Here is a 26586-nt window from a genome sequence, read left to right as displayed (position 1 = left end):
TTATGAAAAAGATAGTAGCATTCAGTTTAACAACATTGGTTCTTGGTTTGGCGCTTGGGTATCTTCTTTTTAATACTTCGGAAGAAGTGAAAGAAGTACCTATGCACGAGCATAGTGAGGATACTGCGTTATGGACCTGCTCTATGCACCCGCAAATCTTGCGAAATGAACCCGGAGATTGTCCCATTTGTGGGATGGATTTGATCCCGGCACAACAAGAAAACGCAGGATTAGCAGTCAATCAATTTAGAATGACTGAGCGTGCGATCGCTCTTGCTGATATTCAGACGACCGTTGTGGGCAATTCAGGAGAAGCAACCTCTGAATTGAAATTATCAGGAACCATAGCCATAAATGATGATCAAGTGGCCACGCAGCCGGCACATTTTGACGGTAGAGTAGAGCGTTTGATGGTTACTTCTGTAGGGCAACAAGTGCGTAGAGGCCAGCAAGTGGCGACCATCTATTCGCCCGAACTGGTCGCTGCACAGCAAGAATTGGTAACCGCGGCCAAACTTAAAAATAAGCAGCCCAAACTCTATAAGGCGGTGCGCAACAAGTTTAAAAACTGGATGATCTCTGATGCACTTTTAGATGAAATTGAAACTACCGGAAATACGGTGACGCGTTTTCCAATCTATGCACACGTTGCGGGAGTCGTGCGTGAATTGATGGTAAGCGAAGGTGCGCATATTATGGACGGCAATCCTATATTTAAAGTAGCCAATCTGAATACGATTTGGGCCGAATTTGACGCGTATGAGCATCAGATCAATCAGCTTAAAATGGGCCAGGATTTAGAGATCACCACAAATGCTTATCCAGATCAGCGATTTAATGCCAAGATCTCTTACATAGATCCTGTGCTCAACACTGCAACGCGAACGGTGACGGTACGGGCTACCTTGACGAATCCCCAAGAAGTATTAAAACCCGGAATGTTTATTGAAACTAAACTGATGGGAAGCACTTCTGAAGCGAGCACGATCACAGTACCGGCTTCGGCGGTGTTGTGGACGGGTGATCGCTCACTGGTGTATGTGAAACCTAAAAGTGACCAATCAGTTTTTGAAATGCGAGAAGTTACCTTAGGAACCAAATCTGGGGATTATTATGAAGTTCTAAACGGATTGTCGCCCGGCACCGAAATTGTTACCAATGGTACGTTTACCGTTGACGCTGCTGCTCAGCTTAGCGGCAAAAAATCAATGATGCATCAAGGTACCGGTTCTGAATTACAAGAAACAGCACCCAACTTTCAGTTATCCGAAGCATTTCAGAAAAACTTAAACGCGGTGTTACCATCCTATTTTGCACTGAAGGATGCTTTTGTAGCATCAGATGCGCAAGAGGTGCAAAAAGCATCAGAGACCTTCAGAGAGGACATCGAAGTCTTAAAAGTAGACGGTATGCAAACTGAAGTTCAAAAGCTTCTGGCTACTGTTTTAGAACAAGCGGCGAAAATTTCAAATAGTTCCGCTTTAGCAGAGCAACGCGAAAACTTTATCAGTTTGAATGTGCATTTTACTCCATTGGTGCAGAACAGTACAGCGATAAAGCCTTATCTGTTTGTGCAGCGCTGCCCAATGGCCAATAATAGTCAAGGAGCCATTTGGTTAAGCAATTCTGATGAAATTAAAAATCCGTATTACGGCGAAGCGATGCTCACCTGTGGAAGCACCATTGATACTCTGGGAGATTAAGAACTAAGTTATTTCCTTTATAATTATTGAAGTTTTTAGCATTTAATTCCTTCAGAACGTATTTTTTAATTTATTGATTTTGAAATAATTATGTGGTCAGAGTTTGGTTTGGATTTTGTAATAATTTGTAGAGAAGCTTAGGTAAAACGAAATAAGATTGTATTTTAACCGCTTTAGCAAAAAAACAACGTTTTAGAAAATCAAAAATATACAGTTTAGACTGCCCCAACTGCACACAGTACTATGACCACATACAGCGTAATTACCGGAACCGGAATTTATTTACCAAAAAAAAAAGTAAGCAATGAGGACTTCTTAAATTTTGCGTTTTACGAAGCTAACGGAACACCCATTGCAAAAGATAATCGGTATGTGGTAGATAAATTTAAAGAGATTACCACGATTGAAGAGCGCCGTTATGTAGCCGATGATTTGGTAGCTTCTGATATTGCTTATTTTGCTGCAAAAGATGCGATTAAAGATGCGCAACTTGACCCGGAGACGCTGGATTATATTATTGTTGCTCATAATTTTGGAGATGTCAAACACGGTTCAAACCGAAGCGATATGGTGCCGGCTCTGGCTGCCAGAGTTAAGCATAAATTAAAAATCAAGAATCCGGAGTGTGTTGCTTATGACGTTCCTTTTGGTTGTCCCGGCTGGTTACAAGGCATAATCCAGGCAGATTATTATATTAAATCAGGCGACGCTAAAAAAATTCTGGTCATTGGGACTGAAACCTTATCTCGGGTTATTGATTTACACGATAGAGACAGTATGATCTATGCTGATGGGGCAGGAGCAACTATTTTAGAAAGCAGAGAAGCTGATCAGCGCACCGGAATTTTAGCACACAAAACCCGTTCAGACACGTATCGTTATGCCGAAATGCTTACGATGGGATGTTCTTATAATATTACCGAAGAAAATAAGCAGGATCTTTATTTAAAAATGAACGGAAGACGTTTATATCAATATGCCTTAGAAACGGTACCGCTTTCCATAAAAGCTTGTTTAGATAAAGCCGAGGTGCCGATCGAAAAGGTGAAGAAAGTGCTGATACATCAAGCAAACGGCAAAATGGACGATGCGATCATAGACCGACTGTATAAACTTTACGGATATGAAGAAGCGCCAGAAAGCATTATGCCGATGATCATTTCGTGGTTAGGGAATTCTTCTGTAGCCACCGTGCCTACTTTACTCGACTTAATCTTAAAAAATAAAGTGGAAGGCCACAGCATTGAAGCCGGAGACCTAGTAGTTTTTGCTTCGGTAGGAGCGGGAATGAATATTAATGCTGCGGTTTACCAATTTTAAAATGTTTTTGCTTGTCGGTGTAAGTGTTTGATTGTTATAATTTTGGGTGCTTTATTGAATTTTCAGATTTAATTAATATTATTACTGATAATACTTTTCATAATTAAATCTTAAACATTAACATTTAATTGCAAATTTTAGGTTAAAAACCTTACTTTTGAGAGACTGGGCTCACGGTTATTATTTTAAGCAATATTGCTTTTGTGAGTGCTTAACCTCTAAAAAGATTTTGTGAATACAAATACAAAAACTAACAAAGCAACTCACGTAATCGTAGGAATAGGAGCAAGTGCAGGTGGCCTGCAAGCGCTCAATGACTTTTTTGATAATGTTCCTACGGCATCACTATACAGTTATATCGTGGTGCAACACCTTTCTCCAGATCATAAAAGCTTGATGGCAGAGCTTTTAGGGAAGAATACTAAAATTCCTATTGAGGTTATTGAAGATGAAGGAGAGATCAAAGCCAATTGTATTTATCTGATTCCGCCTACTAATAATTTGGTGATTAAGGACGGAAAATTCAGACTTTTAGAAAAACCCAAAGATAAATCGCTTAATCTACCTATAGACCTCTTTTTTGAGTCGCTCGCTAATCATTCTAAAGAACATTGCGCCGGGATCATCTTAAGTGGAACCGGAAGCGATGGTTCGCGCGGAATTAGAGCCATAAAAGAGAAAGGTGGCGTGGTTATGGTGCAACAACCTGAGCAGGCCAAATTTGATGGTATGCCGCGTAACGCCATAAAAACTGGCCTAGCAGATTTTATCGTTCCGGTGGAACGTATAAGTGACGAACTTTCCAATTATTTTGAAGCCCAAAGCAGTATTGACTTTGACGCCGAACTTTACCAATACGATGAGCGTCTTTTAAAAGAGATTTTAAAAGTGCTTAAAACTCATACCGCACTCGATTTTAGTCTTTACAAACGTCCCACCCTATTGCGCCGCATTGGTAGACGGGTACGTGTACTCAAGCTCGATTCTCTTGAAGGTTATTTTGAATATTTGAAGACCCATAAAGAAGAGGTTCAAACGCTATACAAAGAATTTTTGATAGGGGTGACCAAGTTTTTTAGAGATTATAAAGTTTGGGAGCTATTGGCAGAAGGTATTATACCTGAACTGGTCGCTTCAAAAGATGATGGCGATGTGATTAAGGTTTGGGATGTGGGGTGCAGCACAGGAGAAGAGCCGTTTTCTTTGGGGATTTTATTTTTAGAGGAAATCGAAAAACAAGACAAAGATGTTTCGCTTAAGATCTTTGCAACAGATATTTCTCAAGATCATTTAGATATTGCCAGTCGCGGAAGCTATTCAGAAAATGTATTGAGCGATCTTTCTAAGGATCGTCTCAAAAAATATTTTAGAAAGCACGGAGACGATTTTGTGGTAAAAGATAATTTAAGAAAATGCATTATTTTTTCTAATCACGATATCACTAATGATCCGCCATTTAAAAATATGGATGTGGTGATGTGTCGTAATCTTTTGATCTATCTTCAAAACGATGTGCAAACTAAAGTCATTCATCTGCTGCATTATGCGTTGAAGCAAGACGGTATTTTGACGTTAGGCTCCAGCGAATCTCTGGGTGTGCATAAAGATAATTTTGAGGAAATCAATAGAAAGTGGAATATCTACAGAAATATAGAAAGTTCTGAGCGTTTAAAAACCGAAATATTGAATTCTACGGCAGAACGTCAAACGTTTAAACGTCACGAAAACGGAATGAAAAACGGAAACGTGCAAAATTACAGCAACACGCAACGCCTGAAAGAAGAGATCAGTAAGGCGATCATTCAGCAGTATGGGGCTGCAAGTGTGTATATTGATGAGAACTTCCAGATTTTGGAAGCAATGGGCGCTTTTAAAAAATATGCGCAATTACCCGAAGAAGGTTTTACAACAAACCTTATTGATATGCTTCCGGAAGAACTCGCCGGCCCCATTAAAAACACCGTGAATAAAGCAAAAAGAAAGCGCTCACAAATCTTGTATAAAGACGTGGAGGTGTATGGGGATGATGAAGAATTACAAACCCGTCTTGATGTCTTAGTTAAGCCTATTAAAAACGGCGTTGCAGAAGGCGATTTTCATTTTATTATAACGCTTATTGAGCAAGACCGTGAGCATAACAAAGCGATTATCGTTGAGCGCGCTGATATTCATAAATCTTCACAAGAACGCATAAGAGATCTTGAGGAAGAGCTAAAAGAGACACAATACGAGCTGAGTAATGCGCTTGAAGAAGCAGAAACCAGCAACGAAGAATTGCAGGCGTCAAACGAAGAACTTCTGGCGTCTAATGAAGAATTGCAAAGCACCAATGAAGAATTGCAAAGTGTAAATGAAGAGTTACACACCGTAAATGCTGAGCATATTGAAAAGATGGAAGATCTGGCGATGCTTAATGCGGATATGGATAATCTTCTGGATAGTACCCGAATTGGTACAGTTTTCTTAGATAAGAATTTGATTATCAGAAAATTCACACCGGCGATCCGGGAGCATTTTCATTTGGTAAAACAAGATATTGGGCGATCCATAGAGAATTTTGTGGCGAATTTTGGCATTCGTAGACGTAAAACCATTGTAGATAACATTAAATCTGTAATGGAAACCGGGCAGGTTTTTGAAAAGCGTATCAAAAGTAAATCCGGGCGCTATTTTTTACAGCGTATTTCTCCGTTCGTTACAGGCCAGGATAAAATTGATGGGGTGGTCATCACCTTTATTGATATTCACAAGGTCGAACAATCACAGGAGCGTTTGCGTAAAAGTGAAGAGAAATTCAAAGCTTTTTATGAGGATGATCCAGTAATGCACGTTACGATCAATTCGCATACTGGTCTGATCTCTGAGTGCAATAAGCTTTTCGTAGAGACTTTGGGCTTCAAAGAGAAAAATGAAATTATTGGTAAATCTATCTTTGAGTTTTATCCGAAGCGTACGAAGGTTAAAGCAATTGCTTTGTTAGACGAACTCGAAAAATCGGGTAGTATCGCCAATGAAGAATTGATGTTGGAATGTGTTGATGGAGATAAAGTAGATGTATTGTTTAATGCAGAGTTGATGACCACAACTTCTGCGAAAGATACCACCCAATGGCGCTGCACGCTGATGGAGATCACAGATCTTAAAAATGCGCAACAAGAGTTACAAAAGCAAAAAGAAGACCTAGAACGCATCAATACAGATCTAGAACAATTTGTTTCGATTTGTTCGCATGACCTTCAAGAACCGCTTTCGACGATTAGATTCAGTAGTGATTTTCTTTCGAAGAAATTCAGTAGTGAATTGAGTGAAAAAGGTAAAGAATATCTAGGTTATATTCACGAAGCTTCCGGGCGAATGGCAGAGCAGATTAAAGCGCTGCTAGAACACAGCCGCATTGGGGAAGACCTTAAAAAAACCAAAGTAGATGTAGCCGAATTGCTTGAGGTGGTAAAATACGATCTCAACCGAAGCATTAGGGAAGCGAACGCAACTGTAACCGTGGGTAAAATGCCACAAATGATGGCCTACGAAACCGAATTGCGTTTATTGTTTCAGAATTTGATCAGTAATGCTTTAAAATACCGAAAGAAAGACACCAACCCAAGTATTCGAATCTCAACGTTCTCTGATGATGAATACCAGACCTTCGCTATTGCAGATAATGGAATAGGAATTAAAGAAGATGATCTTGAGGCGATCTTTAAGATTTTTGGTCGTGTTCCTACCGAAGAAAAATACGACGGCACCGGTGTAGGTTTAGCGCATTGTAAAAAGATCGTAAAACTGCACGAAGGTAAAATCTGGGTAGATTCAGAGTTTGGTCAAGGAAGTACGTTCTATTTCAAAATTAAAAAATAACTATGGCTCACGGTCCGACGTCACTATATCCCAAAGAAGTTACTTTAACCAATTGCGACAGAGAACCCATTCACATTTTAGGTAAAATTCAAAAGCACGGGTATCTTATTGCCTGTGATGCCATCTCACATATCGTAAATTACTGTAGCGATAATATTGCTCAGATTCTTGCTAAAGGCCCCGAAGCGCTTTTAGGTCAACCTTTAAACGCGGTTTTTGATGAGGTGCAAATGAAACAGCTTCTAGAGACTAAAGTTGCTGAGAAGGCCACGCCTATACATACCACCATAGAGGGTCAACACTATGCGATGTTAGCTCACCTTAATGAAGGCAATCTGGTTGTAGAATTTGAGCCTCTGGAAGTTGATGCCAATGCTTTTGAATATCAAAATCAATTGGCAGAGATCGTAAGCAAACTCAACGGAGCGGGCGAGGAGCAGCATATGTGCGATGTCACTGCAGATTTGATCAAAGAGTTTTTTGGGTACGACCGGGTGATGATCTATCGGTTTGATGAGCATTGGGATGGAATCGTGGTTTCAGAAGCCCGGGAATCGCATTTAGAAAGCTGGTTAGGCTTACGATATCCGGCGTCAGATATTCCGCAGCAAGCGCGTAAATTGTTTTTAAAACAAGGGGTGCGCATCATTGCAGATGTAACGAGTACACCGGTACACATACAAGCTTTAGGTGGTAAAGAGCAAGAAAACCCTATTGATTTATCGTTGAGCGAAACCAGAGCCTCGTCACCAATTCATATTGAATATTTAGAAAATATGAACGTTGGAGCTTCGCTAACCGCAGCTATAATCTCAGAAGGAGCCTTGTGGGGCTTGATCGCTTGTCATCATTATTCACCTAAATTCGTTGACTTTTATAAACGCCAATCCTGTAAATTTCTAACACAAATATTTTCTAGTCAGCTGGTGCTGCTTTCTTCAAATATCCTTTTACAAAAGCTAAATGAAGCCTCAAAAACACGTAGTCTTTTGATGGAAAAGATCACCAAAAACTGGAATGTTCATAAAGGCCTGACCAAAGGATCACATACGATGCTTGATCTTACTCAGGCTCAGGGTGCGGCCGTGTTTTTAGACGGTAAGCTTAAAAGAGTAGGCATCACTCCAGATAAAGAACAGATACTAGCACTGATAAACCGACTCAAACCTCTTGAGCAGGATGAGGTAATCACCACACAGTTAACAAAAGACCTTCCGGAATTACAGGATATAAAAGCGAAAGCTTCTGGAGTGATGTGTTTGTTTTTGTCTAATCTTAAAAAGGATGCGATCCTTTGGTTCAAATCAGAAAAAATAGAGACCGTTAATTGGGCCGGAAATCCTGATAAACTAAGTACGCTAGATAGCAACGAACGCTTAACACCGCGAAAATCATTCGAAGCCTGGTCAATACAAGAAGAAGGTAAATCGGCTCCATGGGAAGATTATGAGATCGTTGCTGCTCGAGCGCTAAAGCAGGATATTTCTCAAATAATTCTTGAGAAATATGATGAGATCAAAGGCTTGCACAATCTGCTCCAGATCGCTTATGAAGACCTAGAAACCTTCAGTTATAGTGTAGCACACGATTTGAGAGCGCCTTTACGCGGGATTGATGGTTTTGCACACATCATCAAGGAAGACTATTTTGAGCAGCTTGATGAATTTGGCAAAAGTTCCATTGATACGATCATAGGTTCGGCGACTAAAATGAATCAGTTAATTGATGATATTTTAGCGTTCTCGATGGTGTCACAATCAGAGATGAATAAAGATAAATTCTCGATGAACAAGCTCGTTGACGACGTGCTTGGGATTTTGCCTATTTCGCAAGATTATCCTTCGGTTTCGATTACTGTGGCTCCGCAAATGCCTCAAGCCTATGGAGATCGTAAAATGATCGCTCAAGTGCTTCAGAATTTATTTACGAATGCATTAAAATACACGAGAGCGGTTGAGCAGCCTCAAATAACCATCGGTTTTAAAGAGCATCAGAATAAAGGATTTTATTTTGTACAGGATAATGGGATTGGGTTTGATCAAAGCCACGAGAAGCGTATTTTTAGACTCTTTAACCGGTTGGTAGGAGACGAGTACGAAGGCTCAGGGATAGGTCTCACTATTGCCAAGCGCATTATAAAAAAACATAAGGGTGCTATAGCGGTGATCAGCAAGCCGGGTGAAGGAAGTACATTTTTATTTAATTTAGGTTAAAATTTAATCCGTGGCAGAAGATTATATTTTATCGATAGAAGACAATAACACTGATATTGCTTTGATGAACAGAATATTTCAAAAGAATATTCCGCATTACGGCATCAAACACATCTCAGATGGGCAGGAAGCGGTGGCTTTTTTAGAGTCTGAAGCATTTAGATTGCAGCAACCAAAACTCGTGTTGTTGGATATCAAAGTACCTCGTTTAAACGGATTGCAGATTTTAAAGAAATTTAGAAAGATCGAGGCATATTTAGGGATTCCGGTGGTAATGATGAGTTCGTCAGACCGAAAGGATGAAATAATAAAAGCGTATAAATTGGGTGCGAATAGTTTTATTGAAAAACCACGCAACTATCCCGAATTATCAAAGGCTTTACCGGCTTTGATTAACTATTGGATTGTTTACAATAAATAATATGATCACAGAAGAATTGAAAATTTTAATGGTTGAGGATAATCCCGCCGATGTGACGCTAATGAGACGAGAGATCTTTAAAGTGGCAGAAAATGCTGAGGTGATTGTATGCAACAACCTAACAGATTTTAGACTGAATCTGGTTAATAATCCGCCAGATCTGATTATATCAGATTACAATCTGCCTACGTGTTCTGGTTTAGAGATTTTAGAAGTTGCCCAAAAGTTGACCCCTTCGGTAACCTTTTTGTTCATCACCGGTACCATAAACGATGAGGAGCTTGCCGCTGATACCATTCTCAGTGGAGCATCTGGTTATATGCTGAAAAAGAATATCAGCAAATTGCATATTCGCCTAGAGCCTTACCTCAACGCCATATCTAAAAACGGACCGATGATGCATCCGGTGCGTAAAAAAATAGTAGAGAGTAAAAAACTCGTACGCGATATTGAAGTTTTTCTGGAGAATTTTTCTCGTGAAAATATGTCGCATCGCGAAGGAATGCTCAAAATTCAAGAAGACCTTAAACGCCTAAAATCAGGATATGATTTTAAAACACTTAAAGACCCAAACAGCAACTTTACACCAGAAGACTGAAGAAGATAATCTTGCAAAATTTATTCTCGATCACAGTATTGATGTTGCTACATACACTCAATTACTTCAACAAAATTACCTGGCTTACGCCCGTATAGATCGTATTTTAGAGGCTAATAGCGCTTCCTTAGATGAGAACTTAAAGATGTACGCTGATGCTGTAAAAAGTAAAGCGCTAGCAGAAGATCTAACCGATCTGGGTGCTGAAATTCCACAGGTTGAGTCAACTGAAGAACAGTTTAGTAGTGCTTATCTTTTAGGTTTGATCTACGTGGTTGAAGGTTCAATGATGGGAGGTTTGCTTATTAGAAAAAATCTTGAATCTTGTGAGCATCTTAAAGATAAAACAAAACATCATTTCTTCGGAAAATCAGCACCTGAGGTTATGCAGCGCTGGAAGAATTTTACCGGTGCGGTAGAAGAGAAGACGTACTCTGAGCAAGAACATCAAGACGCGGTAGATGGCGCGCACGCAGCATTTATGATCTTTAAAGATTCTTACAGCTACGCTTAGATTTTTTCGCAGTCAAGCATAAGGCTTTTACCATTTTCTAAAGTAGTAAAGAAAATATAGCGATCACCACCGCTTTTAATTTTGAATTTTTTCCGTAAATCCGCTACAGAAGCTTTAAAATTACGCGTGGTAATATGCGCTTGTTTTCCTTTAAGCAACCGACTAATAGTCTTTTTGGAATACGGAATACTGTCTTTGATTCTAAAACGCCTGCCCGGAAACTCAATCAATTTTTCTGAAGTATAGAGCTGTGTGTTGACAGCCAATTTGTCTAGGGCGTAATGCTCTGAAATCCAATTGAAGGCTCCTAGCTTAAGCAAAGCTGCATTGGGTTCATAAAGGTAGGTTTGTGGTTCATCAAAGGTGGCTTCAGCAAATTGTAATGCGTCGAAATCCAAAGTTACCGGAGCATCAAAATCACTCGAGAGATTTACAGCAAAAAGGCTTAAAGCTTTAGTATCATCTTTTTTGGAAAGTATCCAAAGTAACTCTTTGACCTCATTTTTAACCGCAATGCTGTGAATTTGTAAAACATGTTTCAGTTCACGTAACCCGGCCGTGATATCCAACAACGGACTCGTTTTAACCATTAGAATATCGGTTTTATCTAATAGCAAGTCCAGGTGTTCAGGAATATCGGGTTCGCAATCCTTCAGCATAAAAACCTTTCCTTTCACCTCATTTCTACGTGATGGATCTGTAAAGATCAGATCAAAATGAGAAGAAGTACCTTTTAAAAGGTCAATGCTGTTTTGATTGAGCGTCTGTATATTCTTTGCGCCTAATACTTCAAAATTATGCTGTGCCAGCGCACTGAGTTTAGGATTTAATTCGCAATGGATTACTTCGTCAAATTGCTGACTGAAATAATAATCATCAATACCAAAGCCACCCGTAAGATCTAAAGCTTTCTTTCCGGAAAATAGGTTCGCTTTATACGCTGCGGTTTCTTCTGATGAAGTCTGTTCTAAATTGAGTTTTGGAGGGTATAGTATTTCCAAGTGCTTAAACCACGTGGGAAGTTTACCTTCAGCTTTTTGTAATCCATTAAGTTGCTGAGCCAGTTCAGGACTGCTTATGGCCTCAAAAGGTGAGGAGCTTAATAAAACTTTTGAAACATCCGTTTTATAATGCGCTCTCAGGTATGCTTGAACTTCGAGCTGAAGCAAATTTTTATTAAGGCTCATACAGGTTTTTAGTAAGCTTTTGTACGATCTTATATTCTGAGAGAAACTCTTTTGCGATTACTTTGATCGCTGTGTAGGCAGGAATGGCAACCACCATCCCAAAAATACCAAAGATTAAACCTGCAATGACAATCACCAGAAAAATCTCTAAAGGATGTGACTTTACGCTGCTCCCAAAAATTAAAGGCTGATTGATAAAATTATCGATCAATTGTGCAATACAGTATCCTATAAATACATAGATCATTTTAGGCAGAATCACCGTTTGAAAGTCGGCAGTAAAATTTCCGCTTATCACAAGCAGCATCATTACCACGCCGCCAACAACCGGACCAATATAAGGAACCACATTGAGCATCGCACAAAACAGCGCTATTGCAAAAGCATTAGGTATTTGAAAGCTCACCAGTAAAATAGCATAGATGCTAAAGAGAATCATCAATTGCAGTAAAATTCCTAAGAAATAACGTGATAATAGTTGTTTGGTTTTATGAAAAACTCTTCGAAATCTTTTTTCTTCTCCTGTATTGGCAAACACGAGAAAACTGTCTAAAAGCAGATGACTGTCTTTTAGCAAGAAGAATGAAATGAAGATCACCGAAAGTAAGCCCACTATTAACGAACTGAAATTACCCAGAATGCTATTGATAAATGTAGGAATCACCGAAATATCAAAATTCTTTATAAAGTCAGATTGTTTTAATCCTTCTATCAGCGTTACCTGATCAACACCCATCGCTCGGCTGAATTCTACATTAAGCCGGTTGATATTGTGTTTTACTTCTTCAAAATTGATTTTACTTATATGCTCACTTTGATCAATTAAAATAGGAATAAACAATGCAAGAATCCCCGAAATTACAATGAGCACCATAATGAGTGTTGCTATTGCGGCTGCAACGGCGCTAAAGCGACACTTGTTTTTTAAGAAATTTACCACCGGTCTTCCTATCAACGAAATGACCGCAGCAATACAGATAAATACAAGTACTGCCTGAATTTTATACAAAAACCATAGTATAAATACAATTCCGGCGATAATCCCCAAGGCTCTGAGAATGCCGTATGCAATGACTTTAGATTTATCTTTCATGTTTCGGGGCATTTAATAATTGGTATGCGGCGATGGCGGCAGCTTGGCTCACGTTCATACTGCTGTTTTTGCCGTGCATCGGGATATAGGTTAAATAGTCTAACTGCTCTAAAATACGCTGGTCAATTCCGTGCCGTTCATTGCCTAAAACTAAGGCTATTTTTTCAAACGCTTGGTGTTTAAATGTTTCCAGCGGAATACTTTGTGTGGTCAGTTCGAGACCTATACACGAAAAACCTTCATTTTTTAATTGCAGAAGAAGGGTTTCAACATCTTCAACGGCGGTGTATGCAACCTGCTTTTCACTGGAACGTGCAGTGCGTTTGAGGCGGGTGCTTTCAAAATTGAGACTTGCCTGGCAAAAATAAATATGCTCAATACCTAAAGCATCTGCAAGCCGAAAAAGACTTCCCGCATTTGCCGGACTATTCACGCGATCACAGACCAGTACAAAAGGTAATGGTTGTGGTGCTAATTGCGTCTCTTCGTGATTGAGTTGTTTAGTTTTCAAAGGCGTATTTTATAATATTAGCGCCCATTTTTAAAGCTTTTTCACGAACTTCAGGAGGATCGTTATGAACAGCCGGACTTTCCCAACCATCACCTAAATCACTTTCTTTTGTGTATAGGATGATCAGGCGTCCTTCTTTAAACAACCCGAATGCCTGAGGTCTTAATCCATCGTGTTCGTGAATTTTGGGTAATCCCTGTGGAAAAGCAAAAGCACTTGAAAACACAGGGTGGTCTGCCGGCAACTCGATCAATTCTTCTTGCGGATATAATTTTTTAAGCTGCGGTCTCAAGTATTCATCAATGCCGTAATTATCGTCTATGTGTAAAAAGCCGCCACTGTTTAAGTAGTCTCTTAAATTGCGCAGCGCATCTTCAGAAAAATAAACATTACCGTGCCCGGTCATATGCACAAAAGGATATTGCATAATGGCAGGATCTGTGGCTTTAATTGTTGCTATATTAGGGTCAATGGCTGTATGAATAGAAGTATTGCAAAACTGAGCTAGATTGGGCAATGAGGTAGGATTAGCATACCAGTCGCCGCCGCCTTCGTATTGCAATACCGCTATTTTTTGAGCACAAAGTACATGAGATCCTGTGAATAGCAGTGTTAATAAAGAGCAAAGCCAAAGCTTAATCACGTAGTTTTAGTTTTTTAAATTGAAAACGAAAATACTTATTTTCTAGCCAACGCACTATTTTTTAAAATTTCATTAGGGCTTGGCGAGCATAAAAGTTAAAACGATAATAACCCCTTCCTAAAAATAAGGTTTATGAGTGCCTCTAATACTGATTATCTCGCTCAGATCATACCCATTCTTCCCGTAAAAGATGTACTGGAAGCCCTAGAGTTCTACATCAAAAAACTTGGCTTTGAATTGGTTTTTATTGATGAAGAACGCCAGCCGCGTTATGCGGGTATTCGTCGCAATAACATCGCATTGCATTTGCAATGGCACGAAGCTTCAGAATGGGAGCAGGATAAAAACAGACCTATGTTGCGCATTCAGGTGCAAGGTATTGAAAACCTTTACAAGAAGTACCAGCTTATGGGTGTATTTCATAACCATACTTCGCTTGAAGAAAAGCCTTGGGGTACTTTAGAATTTGCCTTTTACGATCCCTTTAAAAACGGCCTGATTTTTTATGCCGAAGCTTAAGCTTTGACGGTTTCTTTTAAAGGAATTTGATTTTTGATCAAATCATCAAAAGTTTCGCGCTTACGTATAAGATGTGCTTTTCCGTTCAGGAATAATACTTCAGCCGGGCGATATCTTGAGTTGTAATTGCTCGCCATACTGAAACAATAAGCACCGGCATTACTAAAAGCAAGAATATCACCTTCAGCGATTTCTGCAATTCTTCGGTTTGTCGCAAAAGTATCGGTCTCACAGATGTACCCTACAACCGAGTAAAAGCGCTCACGGCCTTTTGGGTTGCTGATATTTGTGATCTCGTGGCGGCTTCCGTAGAACATTGGGCGAATAAGATGGTTAAAACCACTATCTACTTGTGCAAAAACAGTAGAGGTAGTTTGCTTGATCACATTAACCTGAACTAAAAACTTTCCGGCTTCGCTCACAAGGAATTTTCCGGGCTCGAATACTAAGGTTAGTGACTTGCCATAGTCTTTCTCAAAAGCATTAAAACGCTTACTCAATTTATCACCTAGTTCTTCAATATTGGTTTCAATATCACCTTCTTTATAAGGCACTTTAAAACCGCTACCAAAGTCTAAAAATTCAAGATCCTTAAAATCTTTGGCGGTATCAAATAGGATCTCCGCAGCGTGAAGAAATACATCAATATCAAGAATATCACTACCGGTATGCATGTGAATTCCGTTGATGTTCATTCCGGTATTTTTTACGATACGCAGTAAATGTGGAATCTGGTGAATACTGATCCCAAATTTGCTATCAATATGTCCAACAGAAATATTGGTGTTTCCGCCCGCCATCACGTGCGGATTGATACGTACACAAACCGGAGTTTTAGGATGCTTGGTCCCAAATTGTTCCAGAATAGAAAGGTTGTCAATATTGATTTGCACCCCCATCTTAGCGACTTCTTCTAGTTCGTCTAAAGAAACGCCATTAGGAGTAAACATAATTTTTGATGGATCAATGCCTGCTGCAAGAGCAAGACGTACTTCTTGAATACTTACCGTATCCATCCCGGCTCCAAAACCGTGAATCAATTGAAGCACAGCAAGATTAGACAAAGCCTTCACTGCATAATTGATGCGCAGGTTTTTAACCTTTTTAAAAGCACCGGTAAGACGTTTATATTGAGATTCAATTTTTTCAGCATCATAAACATAAACGGGACTTCCGTGTTCTTTTGCGATCGATAGCAAGTTTTGGTGGGTCATAATCTTAAATTTTAAGCCTACAAATCTAGTATAGATTATTTAGTTACAGGCAGTCTTCACCTAAAAAAATAAGCCTTTCGTCATATTTTAAACGCAATCTGGCCTGCGGTTTTTAATTTGATCCTACACGGCTTACGCAAAGGTTTTAAAATTGCCTCAGGAATAGATAAATCAGAAGTAAATTGCTAGCAGGGTTTGCGCTAAATACTTATTTTTGCTCTGCAAATTTCAAATTTATAGAAACGCCTGATTATGAATCTACACGAATATCAAGGAAAAGAAATACTTAGCAGTTTTGGAGTGCGTATACAGCGCGGTAAAGTAGCAACTACTGCTGCAGAGGCAGTTGAAGCTGCAAAAAAACTTACAGAAGAAACCGGTACCGGTTGGCACGTAATTAAAGCGCAAGTACACGCCGGAGGTAGAGGAAAAGGCGGTGGAGTAAAGCTGGCTAAAAACCTTCAAGAGGTTGAGCAAATTGCAGGAGAGATCATCGGTATGAATCTGGTAACTCCTCAAACTTCAGCCGAAGGTAAAAAAGTACATCAAGTATTGGTTGCTGAAGATGTTTACTATCCTGGAGATAGTGAGCCAGAAGAATATTACATGTCTGTTTTATTAAACAGAGCTACCGGTAAGAATATGATTATGTATTCTACCGAAGGTGGAATGGATATCGAAGAAGTTGCAGAAAAAACTCCACATCTAATTTTTACTGAAGAGATTAATCCTGCAACAGGACTGCTTCCTTTTCAAGCGCGCCGCATCGCTTTTAATCTAGGTCTTAGCGGAACTGCTTTTAAAGAGATGACCAAGTTTGTTGCTGCACTTTATAAAGCGTATTCAGCATCTGATTCTTCACTTTTTGAGATCAACCCTGTGCTTAAGACCAGTGATGATAAGATTATGGCTGTAGATGCTAAAGTATCTTTAGATGATAACGCATTATACCGTCATAAAGATTACGCAGCAATGCGTGACAAGCGTGAAGAAAATCCTGTAGAGGTTGAAGCAAAAGAAGTTGGGCTTAACTATGTGGATCTTGATGGAAACGTAGGGTGTATGGTAAACGGTGCCGGTCTTGCAATGGCAACAATGGACCTTATCAAGCAAGCAGGTGGTGAACCGGCTAACTTCTTAGACGTAGGTGGTACAGCTGATGCAGAGCGTGTAGAAACTGCATTTAACCTGATTCTTAAAGATCCTAACGTAAAAGCCATTCTTGTAAATATCTTTGGAGGTATCGTACGTTGTGATCGTGTTGCTCAAGGTATTGTAGATGCCTACAAAAATATGGGAACAATCAATGTACCTATTATTGTTAGACTTCAAGGGACCAATGCAGATATTGCAAAAGAATTGATTGACAATAGTGGTCTTGATGTACAAAGTGCTATTCAATTTAAAGAAGCAGCAGATAAGGTACAGCAAGTATTGGCTTAGTTGAAAATTTATAAATTCGCTTAGGCGAACTGAAAAGCTTCAGATTTTCTGAAGCTTTTTTTATGCTCAAAATTTTATAATCAAATTTTCATAAAAGACTACCATTCAAATTATTAGCGCTGACTTAAAGGATTTAGCTTGCGTTGTAACTCGCTGATTTTCAAAACATAAAAGCGTTAATAATCTGTTAAACTAAAACGTTTGCTGTAACTGTTTGACACCTGTACCGTCTTTATAGTACATCATTCAAAAATCAAACATTATGAAAACGTTTAAAACAATGCTACTTGCAGTTGCGATCAGCTGCGGTACCGCGCTAAGCGCAAACACCACTGAACCAACCGAGCCAACCGCAAAAACTACCAGTGAGGTGGTGAAGCGGGCAATGAACAAAGAAATTGCAAATCTATTGGCCGAACCTAATTTTAATGTTGAGCAAACGACCTCGGTAAAAGTTTCATTTACGGTAAATAAAGACAACGAGGTTGTGGTGCTTAATGTAGAATCAAAAGATGTGTCTATTGAAAAATACATTCAAGGACGTCTTAATTATCAAAAGTTAGATTCTAAAGCTTTAGTGGGGCAAACTTATCACGTGCCTGTAAAATTAGAAAGCACGTTGTAAATGTGATTTAGTTAGTAGGAGAACCCGGCGTAAGCACCGGGTTTTTTTATGCGGTTTTGTGAATATTTTGCCATTTTGACACCTCGCTTCAGTGTTTTTATGACAAAAAGTCTTTGAAAATGTATTGGTATTCAAATTGCTAAATATTAGGTGTACTAGATTAATAACAATAAAATTAAATAGATATGAGCTTAGTGAAAAGAACAAACGAAAATTGGTTACCATCAATCTTTGATGATATGTTTAAAACCGATTGGCTAGGAGGAACTACAAATGTTAATAGCATTGGTGTGAGTATTCCGGCGGTGAATATCATTGAAAAAGATAGCGGATTTGAAGTAGCTGTTGCTGCTCCCGGTAAGACTAAAGAAGATTTCAATATCGAATTAGATAACGATGTGCTTACCATTTCGGCTCAAGAGCAAAAAGAATCAGAAACTAAAGAAGAAGGAAGATTCACCAGACGTGAGTTTAGCTATAGTACGTTTAAACGTGCCTTTAGCTTACCTGATACGGTGAACAGTGCGAAGATTGAAGCTAGCTATGAGAATGGGGTTCTAAATATTGTAATCCCTAAAAAAGAGGAAGCTCAAGTACAAGCAAAACGCTTGATCGAGATTTCCTAAGTATTAAGTAAGTAAGTTTTTTTGGTTAGTGAAGAGTCCCGAGTCATTAAATTGATTCGGGATTTTTTTTGTTTCATATTATTTTCGCGGAAGATACGTATTCAACACCTCTGCCAGATGCGAGCGATCTACGTGCATATAAACTTCAGTAGTTGTTATACTCTCGTGTCCCAACATTTGTTGAATAGCACGCAAGTCGGCACCATTTTGTAATAGATGAGTCGCAAAACTGTGTCTAAACGTATGCGGACTGATTTTCTTCTTGATTCCGGCCTTTTTAGTATGCTGTTTTACGAGCGTAAAGATCATCGCTCGGGTGAGCTGCGCTCCTCGCCGGTTGAGAAATAGGATATTCTTAAATTCTGGTTTTGGAGATTCGTGTATCCTGATTTCATCTCGATAGATCTCGATGTACTTTTGAGTTACCGGCGCAATAGGTACAAAACGTTGTTTATTACCTTTACCGGTAACGAGAATATATCCTTCATCAAAAAATAAGTCAGAAAGTTTTAGATTCAAAACTTCAGAGACCCGCAAGCCGCAACCGTACAAGGTTTCAAAAATAGCTCGATTGCGTTCTCCTTGTGGTGTACTAAGGTCAATCGCATCAATAATCTGATTTACTTCTTCTTCTGAAAGTGTATCCGGAAGTTTTCGGCCAATCTTTGGCGCTTCGATAAGTTCAGTAGGATTGTCTGTGCGTAGCTCTTCAAATACTAAATATTCAAAATAGCCTTTCAGTCCAGAAATTAAACGTGCTTGTGATGATGCAGTCAATTCTTTGGCGTAGGTATAAATGAATTCTTGAAGCTGCTCTTTAGTGATAGAAATAGGAGACGCTTCTACAGCATTTAAATCCAAATACGAGATGAGTTTAGCGATATCCAGGCCATAATTTATAATGGTATTCTCAGAAAGCCCGCGTTCTATCTTTAAGAATAATTTATAGTCTTTTAACGATTGTTGCCAATTCACAAATCAAATAGGGGTTTTTTAGGAATCTTTTAATTATAGTTTATAAAAGCCTTAATAGTTTGGTATTTCTTCTGCTCCTAGCTTTGTTCCAAATCTAAATATAAAAATCATGAAAAAATTATTTTTAGCAGCAATACTAGTATTTGGAGGAACCTCTTTAATGCAAGCGCAAAGCGAATTGGCATTTGGTATCAAAGGTGGAGTTAACTTTTCAAATTTGACCGGCGACGGTTTTGATGAATTTGACGATGATAGTGCCAGAACATCTTTTAATTTAGGTGCTTTAGTTGAAATTCCTGTAACTGAAAAATTTGCAATTCAGCCAGAGGTATTCTACTCAGGACAAGGTTTTGATTTAGTTCAAAGAGACGACGCAGAAGATACAGAGTTTCAATTAGATTACATTAATGTGCCTGTTTTGGCTAAGTTTTACTTAGTGCAGGGATTATATGTAGAAGCCGGCCCACAATTAGGATTTTTAGTAGATAGTGAAATAGAAGGTCCTAACGCAACTTTAGGCTTAAATGAAGACAACTTTAATGATATCGACTTTGCTGGAGCAGTAGGAGTAGGATATAAATTTAATGGCGGTCTTTATTTAAACGCACGCTACACACAAGGGTTTACAGATATCTACGATGGCGAAACCGGAGACAACGCTACTAAAAATGGAGTGTTTGCAGGATCAGTCGGCTTCATTTTTAACTAGAATAACACACAAGCATTTTGTGAAAAGCACCTTTTTAAGGTGCTTTTTTTTTCTAAGTACTAACGGAATAAAACGCTACTGCCTGTTCAATAATTAAATAGGATTTTCGGCTACCGACTTCATAAAATACCAGTTCAACTCCAATTTGAGCTAGTGTATTAAAACTTCAGCTTGTCAAAATTCTTTTATGTTTAGCGTTAACACTATTTAAGAATTTGAAAAATAATACGAGGTAACACAATAAACTAAAAGTATTTCTCTATCAGTATTTTAAAGTGATTTTCAAGAGGTGCCAAATAGCCGTTTTCTATTAAAAGTCAGAATATCAGGAAGTTTCGTAAAAGCTTTTTGTTGGCAATATTTTAGTGAAAACTTAGAGAATCATTAATACTTGTGAAGCCTTGCAGCATCTAGCTTTGTTCAAAATTTAAACAACAAATTATTCTTATGAAAAAGCTATTTTTAATTGCAAGTTTTATGGTTTTGGGTGGTGCAGCAGCACAAGCTCAAGATGCCTTTCACTTTGGTGCAAAAGGTGGTGTGAATTTCGCGAATATCGCAGGTGATGATGCCGCAGATCAAGAATCAAGAACAAGTTTTTATGCAGGTCTAGTTGCTGAGCTTCCTATTTCAGAAATGTTCTCTATTCAGCCTGAGGTTATTTATTCAGCGCAAGGTTCTACGATCGCTGCTATTGATGAAGACAATACATTTGATGTAGATGATAATGTAGAATATCAACTAGATTACATTCAAGTGCCTTTAATGGCCAAGATTTATCTTGCTGACGGTTTCAGCTTACAAGCTGGTCCTTCTTTGAACTTTTTAGTAAGTGAAGAGATCGATTTTCAACCAACATCTGCTTCAGGAGATATTGATATCGAGGATGGCGCTAACAATTTTGAATTTGGTACCGCTGCTGGTTTAGAATACCAGTTTGATAATGGTTTATTCATTCAAGGGCGTTATACCAGAGGTTTTACTAAGATCTATGATGATGTGAGTGCATACAACTATGCAATTCAAGCAGGTGTAGGTTTTGTATTCTAAAACATTGTAAACAACCAACCAAAAAGTATAGCCTCGCATTGCGGGGCTTTTTTTATAGTCCATTTTTAAATTACCTTTACCTAACAATTTAATCTACCAATGGCTCAAGAACTCAAAATACTCATCATAAACGGACCTAACCTCAACTTATTAGGCAAACGCGAACCTGATGTTTACGGAAATCAATCTTTTGAAGATTATTTTTCTAAGCTTCAGTTTCAGTTTAAGGAGACTGAGCTTTCTTATTTTCAGTCGAATAGCGAAGGTGATCTGATCACCAAAATTCAAGAGGCAGACGCTATTTTTGATGGAATAGTACTTAATGCTGCAGCCTACACGCATACTTCGGTAGGCATTGGTGATGCGATCGCAGCGGTTTCAGTACCGGTGATCGAGGTGCATATTTCTAATACGTTCGCACGGGAAGCCTTCCGTCATCAATCTTATATTTCAAAACACGCTAAGGGTATCATCGTAGGTTTTGGCTTGCAGAGCTACGATTTAGCGATACAATCCTTTCTGTAAATATTTTGCAAAAAGCCTATTTCAATTGGAGTAGCGGTAAGGATTCTGCGTTGGCTTTATATAGAATTTTAGCCGAAAAGGAATTTGAGGTCACTAAACTGGTCACGACTATTAACAGTGATGTAGAGCGAGTTTCTATGCACGGTTTGCGCGAAACTTTATTAGATCGTCAGGCGGAAGCACTCGGTTTTCCATTAGAAAAAATTCTACTTCACGGAGCTATCTCGATGACTGAATATTCTGATGTTTTGGGTGCTGCCGCGCAAAAAGCAGTTGACGAAGGCAATACACACAGCATTTTTGGGGATATCTTTTTAGAAGATTTAAAAGCTTATCGCGATGAGCAGTTGACTAAAGTAAGGTTGAAAGGAGTATACCCACTATGGAAAAAAGACACCAAGCGGTTAATTACTGAATTTATTGACCTGGGCTTTAAAGCGATTACTGTTTGTGTGAATGGAAAGCACCTGGACAAATCTTTTGCCGGAAGAATTATAGATCATCAGTTTATAGCCGATTTGCCTCCGGCAGTTGACCCGTGTGGAGAAAACGGCGAATTTCACACCTTCGTTTTTGACGGACCTATTTTTTCAAAGCCAATTCTTTTTGAAGTGGGCGAGATTGTAAAACGCTCTTACAAACCCAAAGCCGATCAAGAAGACAATTGCTTTTCAGAAGATCAAAAATCTTGGGACACCGAATTCTATTTTTGTGATTTGATACCTGTATAGTGTCTCAACTGCGCTTTAATTTGACGTGAGATAATCTTCAAATTCTTAAAATAAAAAACCTCTGAAATTGATTTCAATTTCAGAGGTTTTAATTTTGTCTAAAGTCTAAAGTCTAAAGTCTAAAGTCTAAAGTCTAAAGTCTTACAAGTGAATTACTTCATCATAAGCTGCTGCTACCGCTTCCATCACCGCCTCACTCATCGTTGGGTGGGGGTGAACTGCTTTAAGCACTTCGTGACCGGTAGTTTCTAATTTTCTACCTAACACAGCTTCTGCGATCATATCGGTAACGCCGGCACCAATCATATGGCAACCTAACCACTCACCGTATTTCGCATCAAAAATAACTTTTACAAAACCATCTTTGTTTCCGGCAGCACTTGCTTTACCAGAAGCTGAGAATGGGAATTTACCGATTTTGAGTTCGTAACCTGCTTCTTTAGCTTGCTTTTCAGTCATTCCTACTGAAGCAATTTCAGGAGAAGCATACGTACAGCCAGGAATATTGCCATAGTCTAATTTCTCTACGTGCATTCCGGCAAGTTTTTCAACACAAATGATTCCTTCTGCAGAAGCAACGTGCGCCAATGCAGGACCAGGAGTAACGTCGCCGATCGCGTAGTAGCCGGGCATATTGGTTTGATACCAATCGTTTACGATCACTTTATCTTTATCGGTAATGATACCTACATCTTCAAGACCAATGCCTTCAATGTTGGTTTTAATACCTACCGCCGAAAGTACAATATCAGCTTCTAATTTTTCTTCGCCTTTTTTAGTTTTTACAGTAGCAACAACGCCTTCACCAGAAGTATCTACAGACTCTACAGATGAACCGGTCATAATGTTGATCCCCGCTTTTTTCAAGCTACGCTCAAACTGTTTAGAAACTTCTTCATCCTCTACAGGAACGATGTTTGGCATATATTCTACAATGGTAACTTCTGTTCCCATCGCATTGTAAAAACTACCAAATTCACACCCTATCGCCCCAGATCCTACAACAATCATTTTCTTAGGCTGCTCTTTTAAAGTCATCGCCTCACGATACCCAATGATTTTCTTACCATCTTGCGGTAAGCTTGGTAACTCACGTGAACGCGCACCGGTCGCGATGATGATGTTGTCTGCGCTATATTCGGTACCATCAACGTCAACTTTTTTACCAGGTTTCAGTTTACCAAAACCTTCAATAACGTCGATCTTATTTTTCTTCATCAAGAATTGAACACCTTTGCTCATTCCTTCTGCAACTCCACGGCTACGCTTAACAACCGCATCAAAATCTTTATCTGCACCTTCTACTTTAAGACCGTAATCTTCGGCGTGCTTGAGGTATTCAAAAACCTGCGCACTTTTTAAAAGCGCTTTGGTAGGAATACATCCCCAATTTAAACAAACGCCTCCAAGGCTTTCTTTTTCTACAATAGCGGTTTTAAAACCTAATTGTGAAGCTCTGATAGCCGTTACATAACCACCGGGTCCACTTCCTAAGATAATAATATCGTATTTACTCATAGTTTTCAGTGAAATTTGAAGGCACGAATTTACGCATTAAAAGTCTAAAAAACGAACGCAGAAGTTGTACAGATTTGTAGCCGCCGTCAACGGTTTTATAGCCTAAATCTTGCCGTTAAGTTGAAGGCGCGTTTTTAAAGAAGGTCGTATCGATTGGCTAACAATTTGTTTAGCGGGTTTCCCTATGCTAGGCGTTGTTGAACTACACGTTTTAAAACCGGAAGCACATCGGTTTCAAACCATTTGTTTTTAGCCATCCAAAAGCGATTAACAGGCGAAGGATGTGGAAGTACAAAATGCTGTGGGAGATAGCTTTCAAAAGCTTTGATTCGGGCGGTAAGCGTCAGATTATCGTTTAAATAATACCGCTGGGAGTGATTACCGATTAAAATATACAACGGATCCGCCTCAAAATGATCGGTTACTTTTTTGTGCCAAAGCGGAGCACATTCCGGGCGAGGTGGAAGATCACCGATTTTGCCTTTACCCGGAAAGCAAAATCCTAGAGGTAGTATGGCAAAATTGTCAGAATCGTAAAAGGTGTCTTCATCAACGCCGAGCCAATCTCGCAATCGACGGCCGCTAGGATCATCCCAAGCGATGGACTTCTCGTGGGCAATTTTCCCGGGTGCCTGGCTGGCTAAAACAATTTTGCTTTTTGGCGATGCCGAAATAATAGGGTTAGCGCCTAAAGGTAAAAAAGGCTTACAAACGGAACAGTGTCGTATTTCCGTGAGTAAGCCTTTCATAAATTTTATGCTAAGTGCTTATTGAAGCGTTTGAACATCAGTTTCGTTCAATTCTAAAGCGCTCATAACTTCATTATAGTTAGAGAAGTCACCATTGAATTGCTCAGCAAATTCGGTAGGAATCAAAACATATCTAAATATTTGATTATCTGTATAATCGGTAGAGATATTAGATAAGTCATAATTTCCATCAATCAAGAATTGAACATCGCCTATTGTATGTGTAAAAACATATTGCATCGTACCTTCTGAAAAGAAAAAATTGTGAGGAAGCTGAGTCCATACATCTAGTCCGTTATCAATATATTCCAATCTATAAGCAATAACAGCATCACCGTCTAAAACTTCAACATTGCTAGGGAATTCGATGATAGGAGATTCCCATATTCCAGAATCAGAATTGTAAGATAAGGTGGTTTCAACTTCTACAACTTTTGAGTATTCAGCATCAAGCCCATCTAATCCAGGAGGGCCTTGTGGTCCTGGGTCTCCTTCACAAGCTGTAAATCCTAAGGCTACGATACTAAGTATTGTAAATAATTTTTTCATCGTTTTTTGTCTTTATGTTTATCGCTAAAAGTAAATCAAGAGTCATTCCGAAACTTTTAAAACTATGCTAAAGCTTTAGTTTTAATAAAACATTAACGCCAATGAAATCTTGATGCCTCTTGGTATATAGTTTTAGTTTTTGTCGTAATCTATTGAGGCTGAGTTCACACAGTAGCGCTGACCGGTCTCTGTAGGGCCGTCGTCAAAAACGTGACCTAAGTGGCTGCCGCAATTAGCGCAGAGAATTTCGGTGCGTATCATTCCGAATGTGGTATCGCGTATATATTCTACAGCTCCGGGTATAGATTCATCAAAACTGGGCCAGCCACAACCACTCTCAAATTTACTATTGGCTTCAAAAAGTTTTGCATCACAAGCGCCACAGTGATAAGTGCCATCTTTTTCAAAATGCAAATTGTATTTACCGGTATGCGGGCGCTCAGTGCCCTTACCGCGTAAAATATGGTAACGCTCAGGACCGAGTTCTTCTTTCCATTGCGCTTCGGTTTTTTGTATTGGGTATTCTTTCATAATATTTTTTATCATTTCCGCGAAAGCGGAAATCTCATGTTAAAAAACTAATGTAGGCTAAATCGGAAATCTTAGTTTAGCAATTCAGCATAGGCTTCGATTGTAACCTTATGGTTTTTCGGTTTAACCTTTAGTAGGTACAAAATTTAAGGCAACTCCATTAATACAGTGGCGTTTACCGGTAGGTTTTGGACCGTCGTTAAAAACGTGTCCCAAATGCCCGCCACAATTAGCACAATGCTCTTCAGTACGGGTGTAGCCTAATTTGTTATCTGAAGAAAAAGCAACATTTCCTTCTATATAATCGTAAAAAGAGGGCCAGCCGGTACCGCTATCAAATTTGGTTTTGCTTTTAAAGACCGGGTTTTGACAGGCAGCACATACATAAGTTCCTTCTTCTTTAATGTTGAGAAGTTCACTGGTAAACGCGCGCTCAGTTCCTTCTTTGCGCAAGACCTGAAATTCTGCATCGGTAAGTTCGGCTTTCCATTCTGCTTCGGTTTTAGAAACCGGAAATTGTTCTTTTTTCTCGTTTTGAGCAGTGCCTTTACAGGCATACAGGCTAACGAGTAGCCCAAGTAGCAATAGCTTTTTCATAGTTCTTTTTTCTAAAATTACGCAATGCGCTAAGCACTGGTTTATAATAGTCGCGGTTTTAACAAAAGACTAACGTGTGACATTTCTGTTAAGCCTTTGTCAAATTCTTATTTCGGCTAGGCTTGTAATTAATTATTGTTATTTTTAAGGGTAATCATTTGAAC

Annotated in this window: 26 protein-coding genes; 15 read left to right on the top strand and 11 right to left on the bottom strand. The window is 39.1% G+C overall.

All coding sequences use genetic code 11. The features are described from left to right. Positions 1–2 precede the first annotated feature (2 nt). The 7 genes from BUA96_RS09900 to BUA96_RS09870 all read left to right on the top strand — a co-directional run bounded on the left by BUA96_RS09900 (position 3) and on the right by BUA96_RS09870 (position 10627). Positions 3–1703, top strand: coding sequence for an efflux RND transporter periplasmic adaptor subunit (locus BUA96_RS09900; protein WP_072982670.1), 1701 nt, complete (start codon positions 3–5; stop codon positions 1701–1703). 243 nt (positions 1704–1946) lie between these two features. Next, positions 1947–3023 (top strand): 3-oxoacyl-ACP synthase III family protein, encoded by a 1077-nt coding sequence (locus BUA96_RS09895; RefSeq protein WP_072982668.1) that lies wholly within the window; start codon positions 1947–1949, stop codon positions 3021–3023. 231 nt (positions 3024–3254) lie between these two features. After that, positions 3255–6881, top strand: coding sequence for a chemotaxis protein CheB (locus BUA96_RS09890; protein WP_072982667.1), 3627 nt, complete (start codon positions 3255–3257; stop codon positions 6879–6881). A gap of 2 nt (positions 6882–6883) precedes the next feature. Further along, entirely contained in the window at positions 6884–9094 is a 2211-nt protein-coding gene (locus tag BUA96_RS09885; RefSeq protein WP_072982665.1) for an ATP-binding protein, read from the top strand. A gap of 10 nt (positions 9095–9104) precedes the next feature. Continuing rightward, positions 9105–9515, top strand: a complete 411-nt coding sequence (locus BUA96_RS09880; protein ID WP_072982664.1) for a response regulator — start codon at positions 9105–9107, stop codon at positions 9513–9515. A gap of 1 nt (position 9516) precedes the next feature. Next, complete coding sequence (locus tag BUA96_RS09875) at positions 9517–10113, top strand: response regulator (protein WP_072982662.1); 597 nt, start codon at positions 9517–9519, stop codon at positions 10111–10113. Next, positions 10061–10627, top strand: coding sequence for a biliverdin-producing heme oxygenase (locus BUA96_RS09870; protein WP_072982660.1), 567 nt, complete (start codon positions 10061–10063; stop codon positions 10625–10627). The genes BUA96_RS09875 and BUA96_RS09870 overlap by 53 nt, the downstream gene beginning before the upstream one ends. On the opposite strand, the gene BUA96_RS09865 is transcribed toward BUA96_RS09870, so the two are convergent. Genes BUA96_RS09865 through BUA96_RS09850 form a run of 4 tightly spaced genes read right to left on the bottom strand, consistent with a single transcriptional unit; the run spans position 10624 to position 14058 of the window. Next, on the bottom strand, positions 10624–11814 hold the full coding sequence (locus tag BUA96_RS09865) for a THUMP-like domain-containing protein (protein WP_072982658.1): 1191 nt from the start codon (positions 11812–11814) through the stop codon (positions 10624–10626). The two genes, BUA96_RS09870 and BUA96_RS09865, sit on opposite strands and share 4 nt — an antisense overlap. Continuing rightward, the gene (locus tag BUA96_RS09860; protein WP_072982657.1) at positions 11804–12907 is read right to left on the bottom strand and encodes an AI-2E family transporter; all 1104 of its coding nucleotides are present in this window, start codon (positions 12905–12907) and stop codon (positions 11804–11806) included. The genes BUA96_RS09865 and BUA96_RS09860 overlap by 11 nt, the downstream gene beginning before the upstream one ends. Further along, complete coding sequence (locus BUA96_RS09855; RefSeq protein ID WP_072982655.1) at positions 12897–13418, bottom strand: TrmH family RNA methyltransferase; 522 nt, start codon at positions 13416–13418, stop codon at positions 12897–12899. The genes BUA96_RS09860 and BUA96_RS09855 overlap by 11 nt, the downstream gene beginning before the upstream one ends. Next, positions 13408–14058 carry a DUF4159 domain-containing protein gene (locus tag BUA96_RS09850; RefSeq protein WP_233430636.1) on the bottom strand — a complete coding sequence of 217 codons (651 nt, stop codon included), beginning with the start codon at positions 14056–14058 and terminating at the stop codon, positions 13408–13410. The genes BUA96_RS09855 and BUA96_RS09850 overlap by 11 nt, the downstream gene beginning before the upstream one ends. A 135-nt stretch (positions 14059–14193) precedes the next feature. On the opposite strand from BUA96_RS09850, the gene BUA96_RS09845 reads away from it, so the two are divergent. Beyond that, complete coding sequence (locus BUA96_RS09845; RefSeq protein WP_072982654.1) at positions 14194–14580, top strand: glyoxalase superfamily protein; 387 nt, start codon at positions 14194–14196, stop codon at positions 14578–14580. Here the strand turns inward: BUA96_RS09845 and lysA are convergent. Beyond that, positions 14577–15794: a diaminopimelate decarboxylase gene (gene lysA, locus BUA96_RS09840; RefSeq protein WP_072982652.1), complete on the bottom strand. Its 1218-nt coding sequence runs from the start codon at positions 15792–15794 to the stop codon at positions 14577–14579. The two genes, BUA96_RS09845 and lysA, sit on opposite strands and share 4 nt — an antisense overlap. Before the next feature lie 252 nt (positions 15795–16046). On the opposite strand from lysA, the gene sucC reads away from it, so the two are divergent. The 3 genes from sucC (at position 16047) to BUA96_RS09825 (ending at position 18488) form a co-directional block, all read left to right on the top strand. Next, complete coding sequence (sucC, locus tag BUA96_RS09835; RefSeq protein ID WP_072982650.1) at positions 16047–17237, top strand: ADP-forming succinate--CoA ligase subunit beta; 1191 nt, start codon at positions 16047–16049, stop codon at positions 17235–17237. Positions 17238–17499: 262 nt separating this feature from the next. Beyond that, the gene (locus tag BUA96_RS09830; RefSeq protein WP_072982649.1) at positions 17500–17862 is read left to right on the top strand and encodes a hypothetical protein; all 363 of its coding nucleotides are present in this window, start codon (positions 17500–17502) and stop codon (positions 17860–17862) included. A gap of 185 nt (positions 17863–18047) precedes the next feature. Then, positions 18048–18488 (top strand): Hsp20/alpha crystallin family protein, encoded by a 441-nt coding sequence (locus BUA96_RS09825; RefSeq protein ID WP_072982647.1) that lies wholly within the window; start codon positions 18048–18050, stop codon positions 18486–18488. A gap of 78 nt (positions 18489–18566) precedes the next feature. On the opposite strand, the gene xerA is transcribed toward BUA96_RS09825, so the two are convergent. Next, on the bottom strand, positions 18567–19463 hold the full coding sequence (xerA, locus tag BUA96_RS09820) for a site-specific tyrosine recombinase/integron integrase (RefSeq protein WP_072982646.1): 897 nt from the start codon (positions 19461–19463) through the stop codon (positions 18567–18569). 109 nt (positions 19464–19572) lie between these two features. On the opposite strand from xerA, the gene BUA96_RS09815 reads away from it, so the two are divergent. The 4 genes from BUA96_RS09815 (at position 19573) to BUA96_RS09800 (ending at position 22478) form a co-directional block, all read left to right on the top strand. Then, complete coding sequence (locus BUA96_RS09815; RefSeq protein ID WP_072982644.1) at positions 19573–20172, top strand: porin family protein; 600 nt, start codon at positions 19573–19575, stop codon at positions 20170–20172. Positions 20173–20619: 447 nt separating this feature from the next. Further along, on the top strand, positions 20620–21222 hold the full coding sequence (locus BUA96_RS09810; protein ID WP_072982643.1) for a porin family protein: 603 nt from the start codon (positions 20620–20622) through the stop codon (positions 21220–21222). Between the two features lie 99 nt (positions 21223–21321). After that, positions 21322–21747: a type II 3-dehydroquinate dehydratase gene (aroQ, locus tag BUA96_RS09805; protein ID WP_072982641.1), complete on the top strand. Its 426-nt coding sequence runs from the start codon at positions 21322–21324 to the stop codon at positions 21745–21747. A gap of 5 nt (positions 21748–21752) precedes the next feature. Beyond that, entirely contained in the window at positions 21753–22478 is a 726-nt protein-coding gene (locus BUA96_RS09800; protein ID WP_072982640.1) for a Dph6-related ATP pyrophosphatase, read from the top strand. Between the two features lie 141 nt (positions 22479–22619). On the opposite strand, the gene lpdA is transcribed toward BUA96_RS09800, so the two are convergent. The 5 genes from lpdA to msrB (BUA96_RS09775) all read right to left on the bottom strand — a co-directional run bounded on the left by lpdA (position 22620) and on the right by msrB (BUA96_RS09775) (position 26422). Further along, positions 22620–23996, bottom strand: a complete 1377-nt coding sequence (lpdA, locus tag BUA96_RS09795; RefSeq protein ID WP_072982638.1) for a dihydrolipoyl dehydrogenase — start codon at positions 23994–23996, stop codon at positions 22620–22622. Positions 23997–24178: 182 nt separating this feature from the next. Further along, on the bottom strand, positions 24179–24745 hold the full coding sequence (locus BUA96_RS09790) for a uracil-DNA glycosylase family protein (RefSeq protein WP_072982636.1): 567 nt from the start codon (positions 24743–24745) through the stop codon (positions 24179–24181). An 18-nt stretch (positions 24746–24763) separates the two neighbouring features. Continuing rightward, entirely contained in the window at positions 24764–25294 is a 531-nt protein-coding gene (locus BUA96_RS09785) for a hypothetical protein (RefSeq protein WP_072982635.1), read from the bottom strand. A 132-nt stretch (positions 25295–25426) separates the two neighbouring features. After that, the gene (gene msrB, locus BUA96_RS09780) at positions 25427–25825 is read right to left on the bottom strand and encodes a peptide-methionine (R)-S-oxide reductase MsrB (RefSeq protein ID WP_072982634.1); all 399 of its coding nucleotides are present in this window, start codon (positions 25823–25825) and stop codon (positions 25427–25429) included. A 123-nt stretch (positions 25826–25948) separates the two neighbouring features. Continuing rightward, positions 25949–26422: a peptide-methionine (R)-S-oxide reductase MsrB gene (msrB, locus tag BUA96_RS09775; RefSeq protein WP_072982632.1), complete on the bottom strand. Its 474-nt coding sequence runs from the start codon at positions 26420–26422 to the stop codon at positions 25949–25951. Between the last annotated feature and the right edge of the window lie 164 nt (positions 26423–26586).

Source organism: Leeuwenhoekiella palythoae, assembly GCF_900130045.1.
GTDB classification, from domain to species: domain Bacteria; phylum Bacteroidota; class Bacteroidia; order Flavobacteriales; family Flavobacteriaceae; genus Leeuwenhoekiella; species Leeuwenhoekiella palythoae.
The sequence above is the reverse complement of the archived record's forward strand: the minus strand, read 5'-3'. Positions and strand labels throughout refer to the sequence as shown.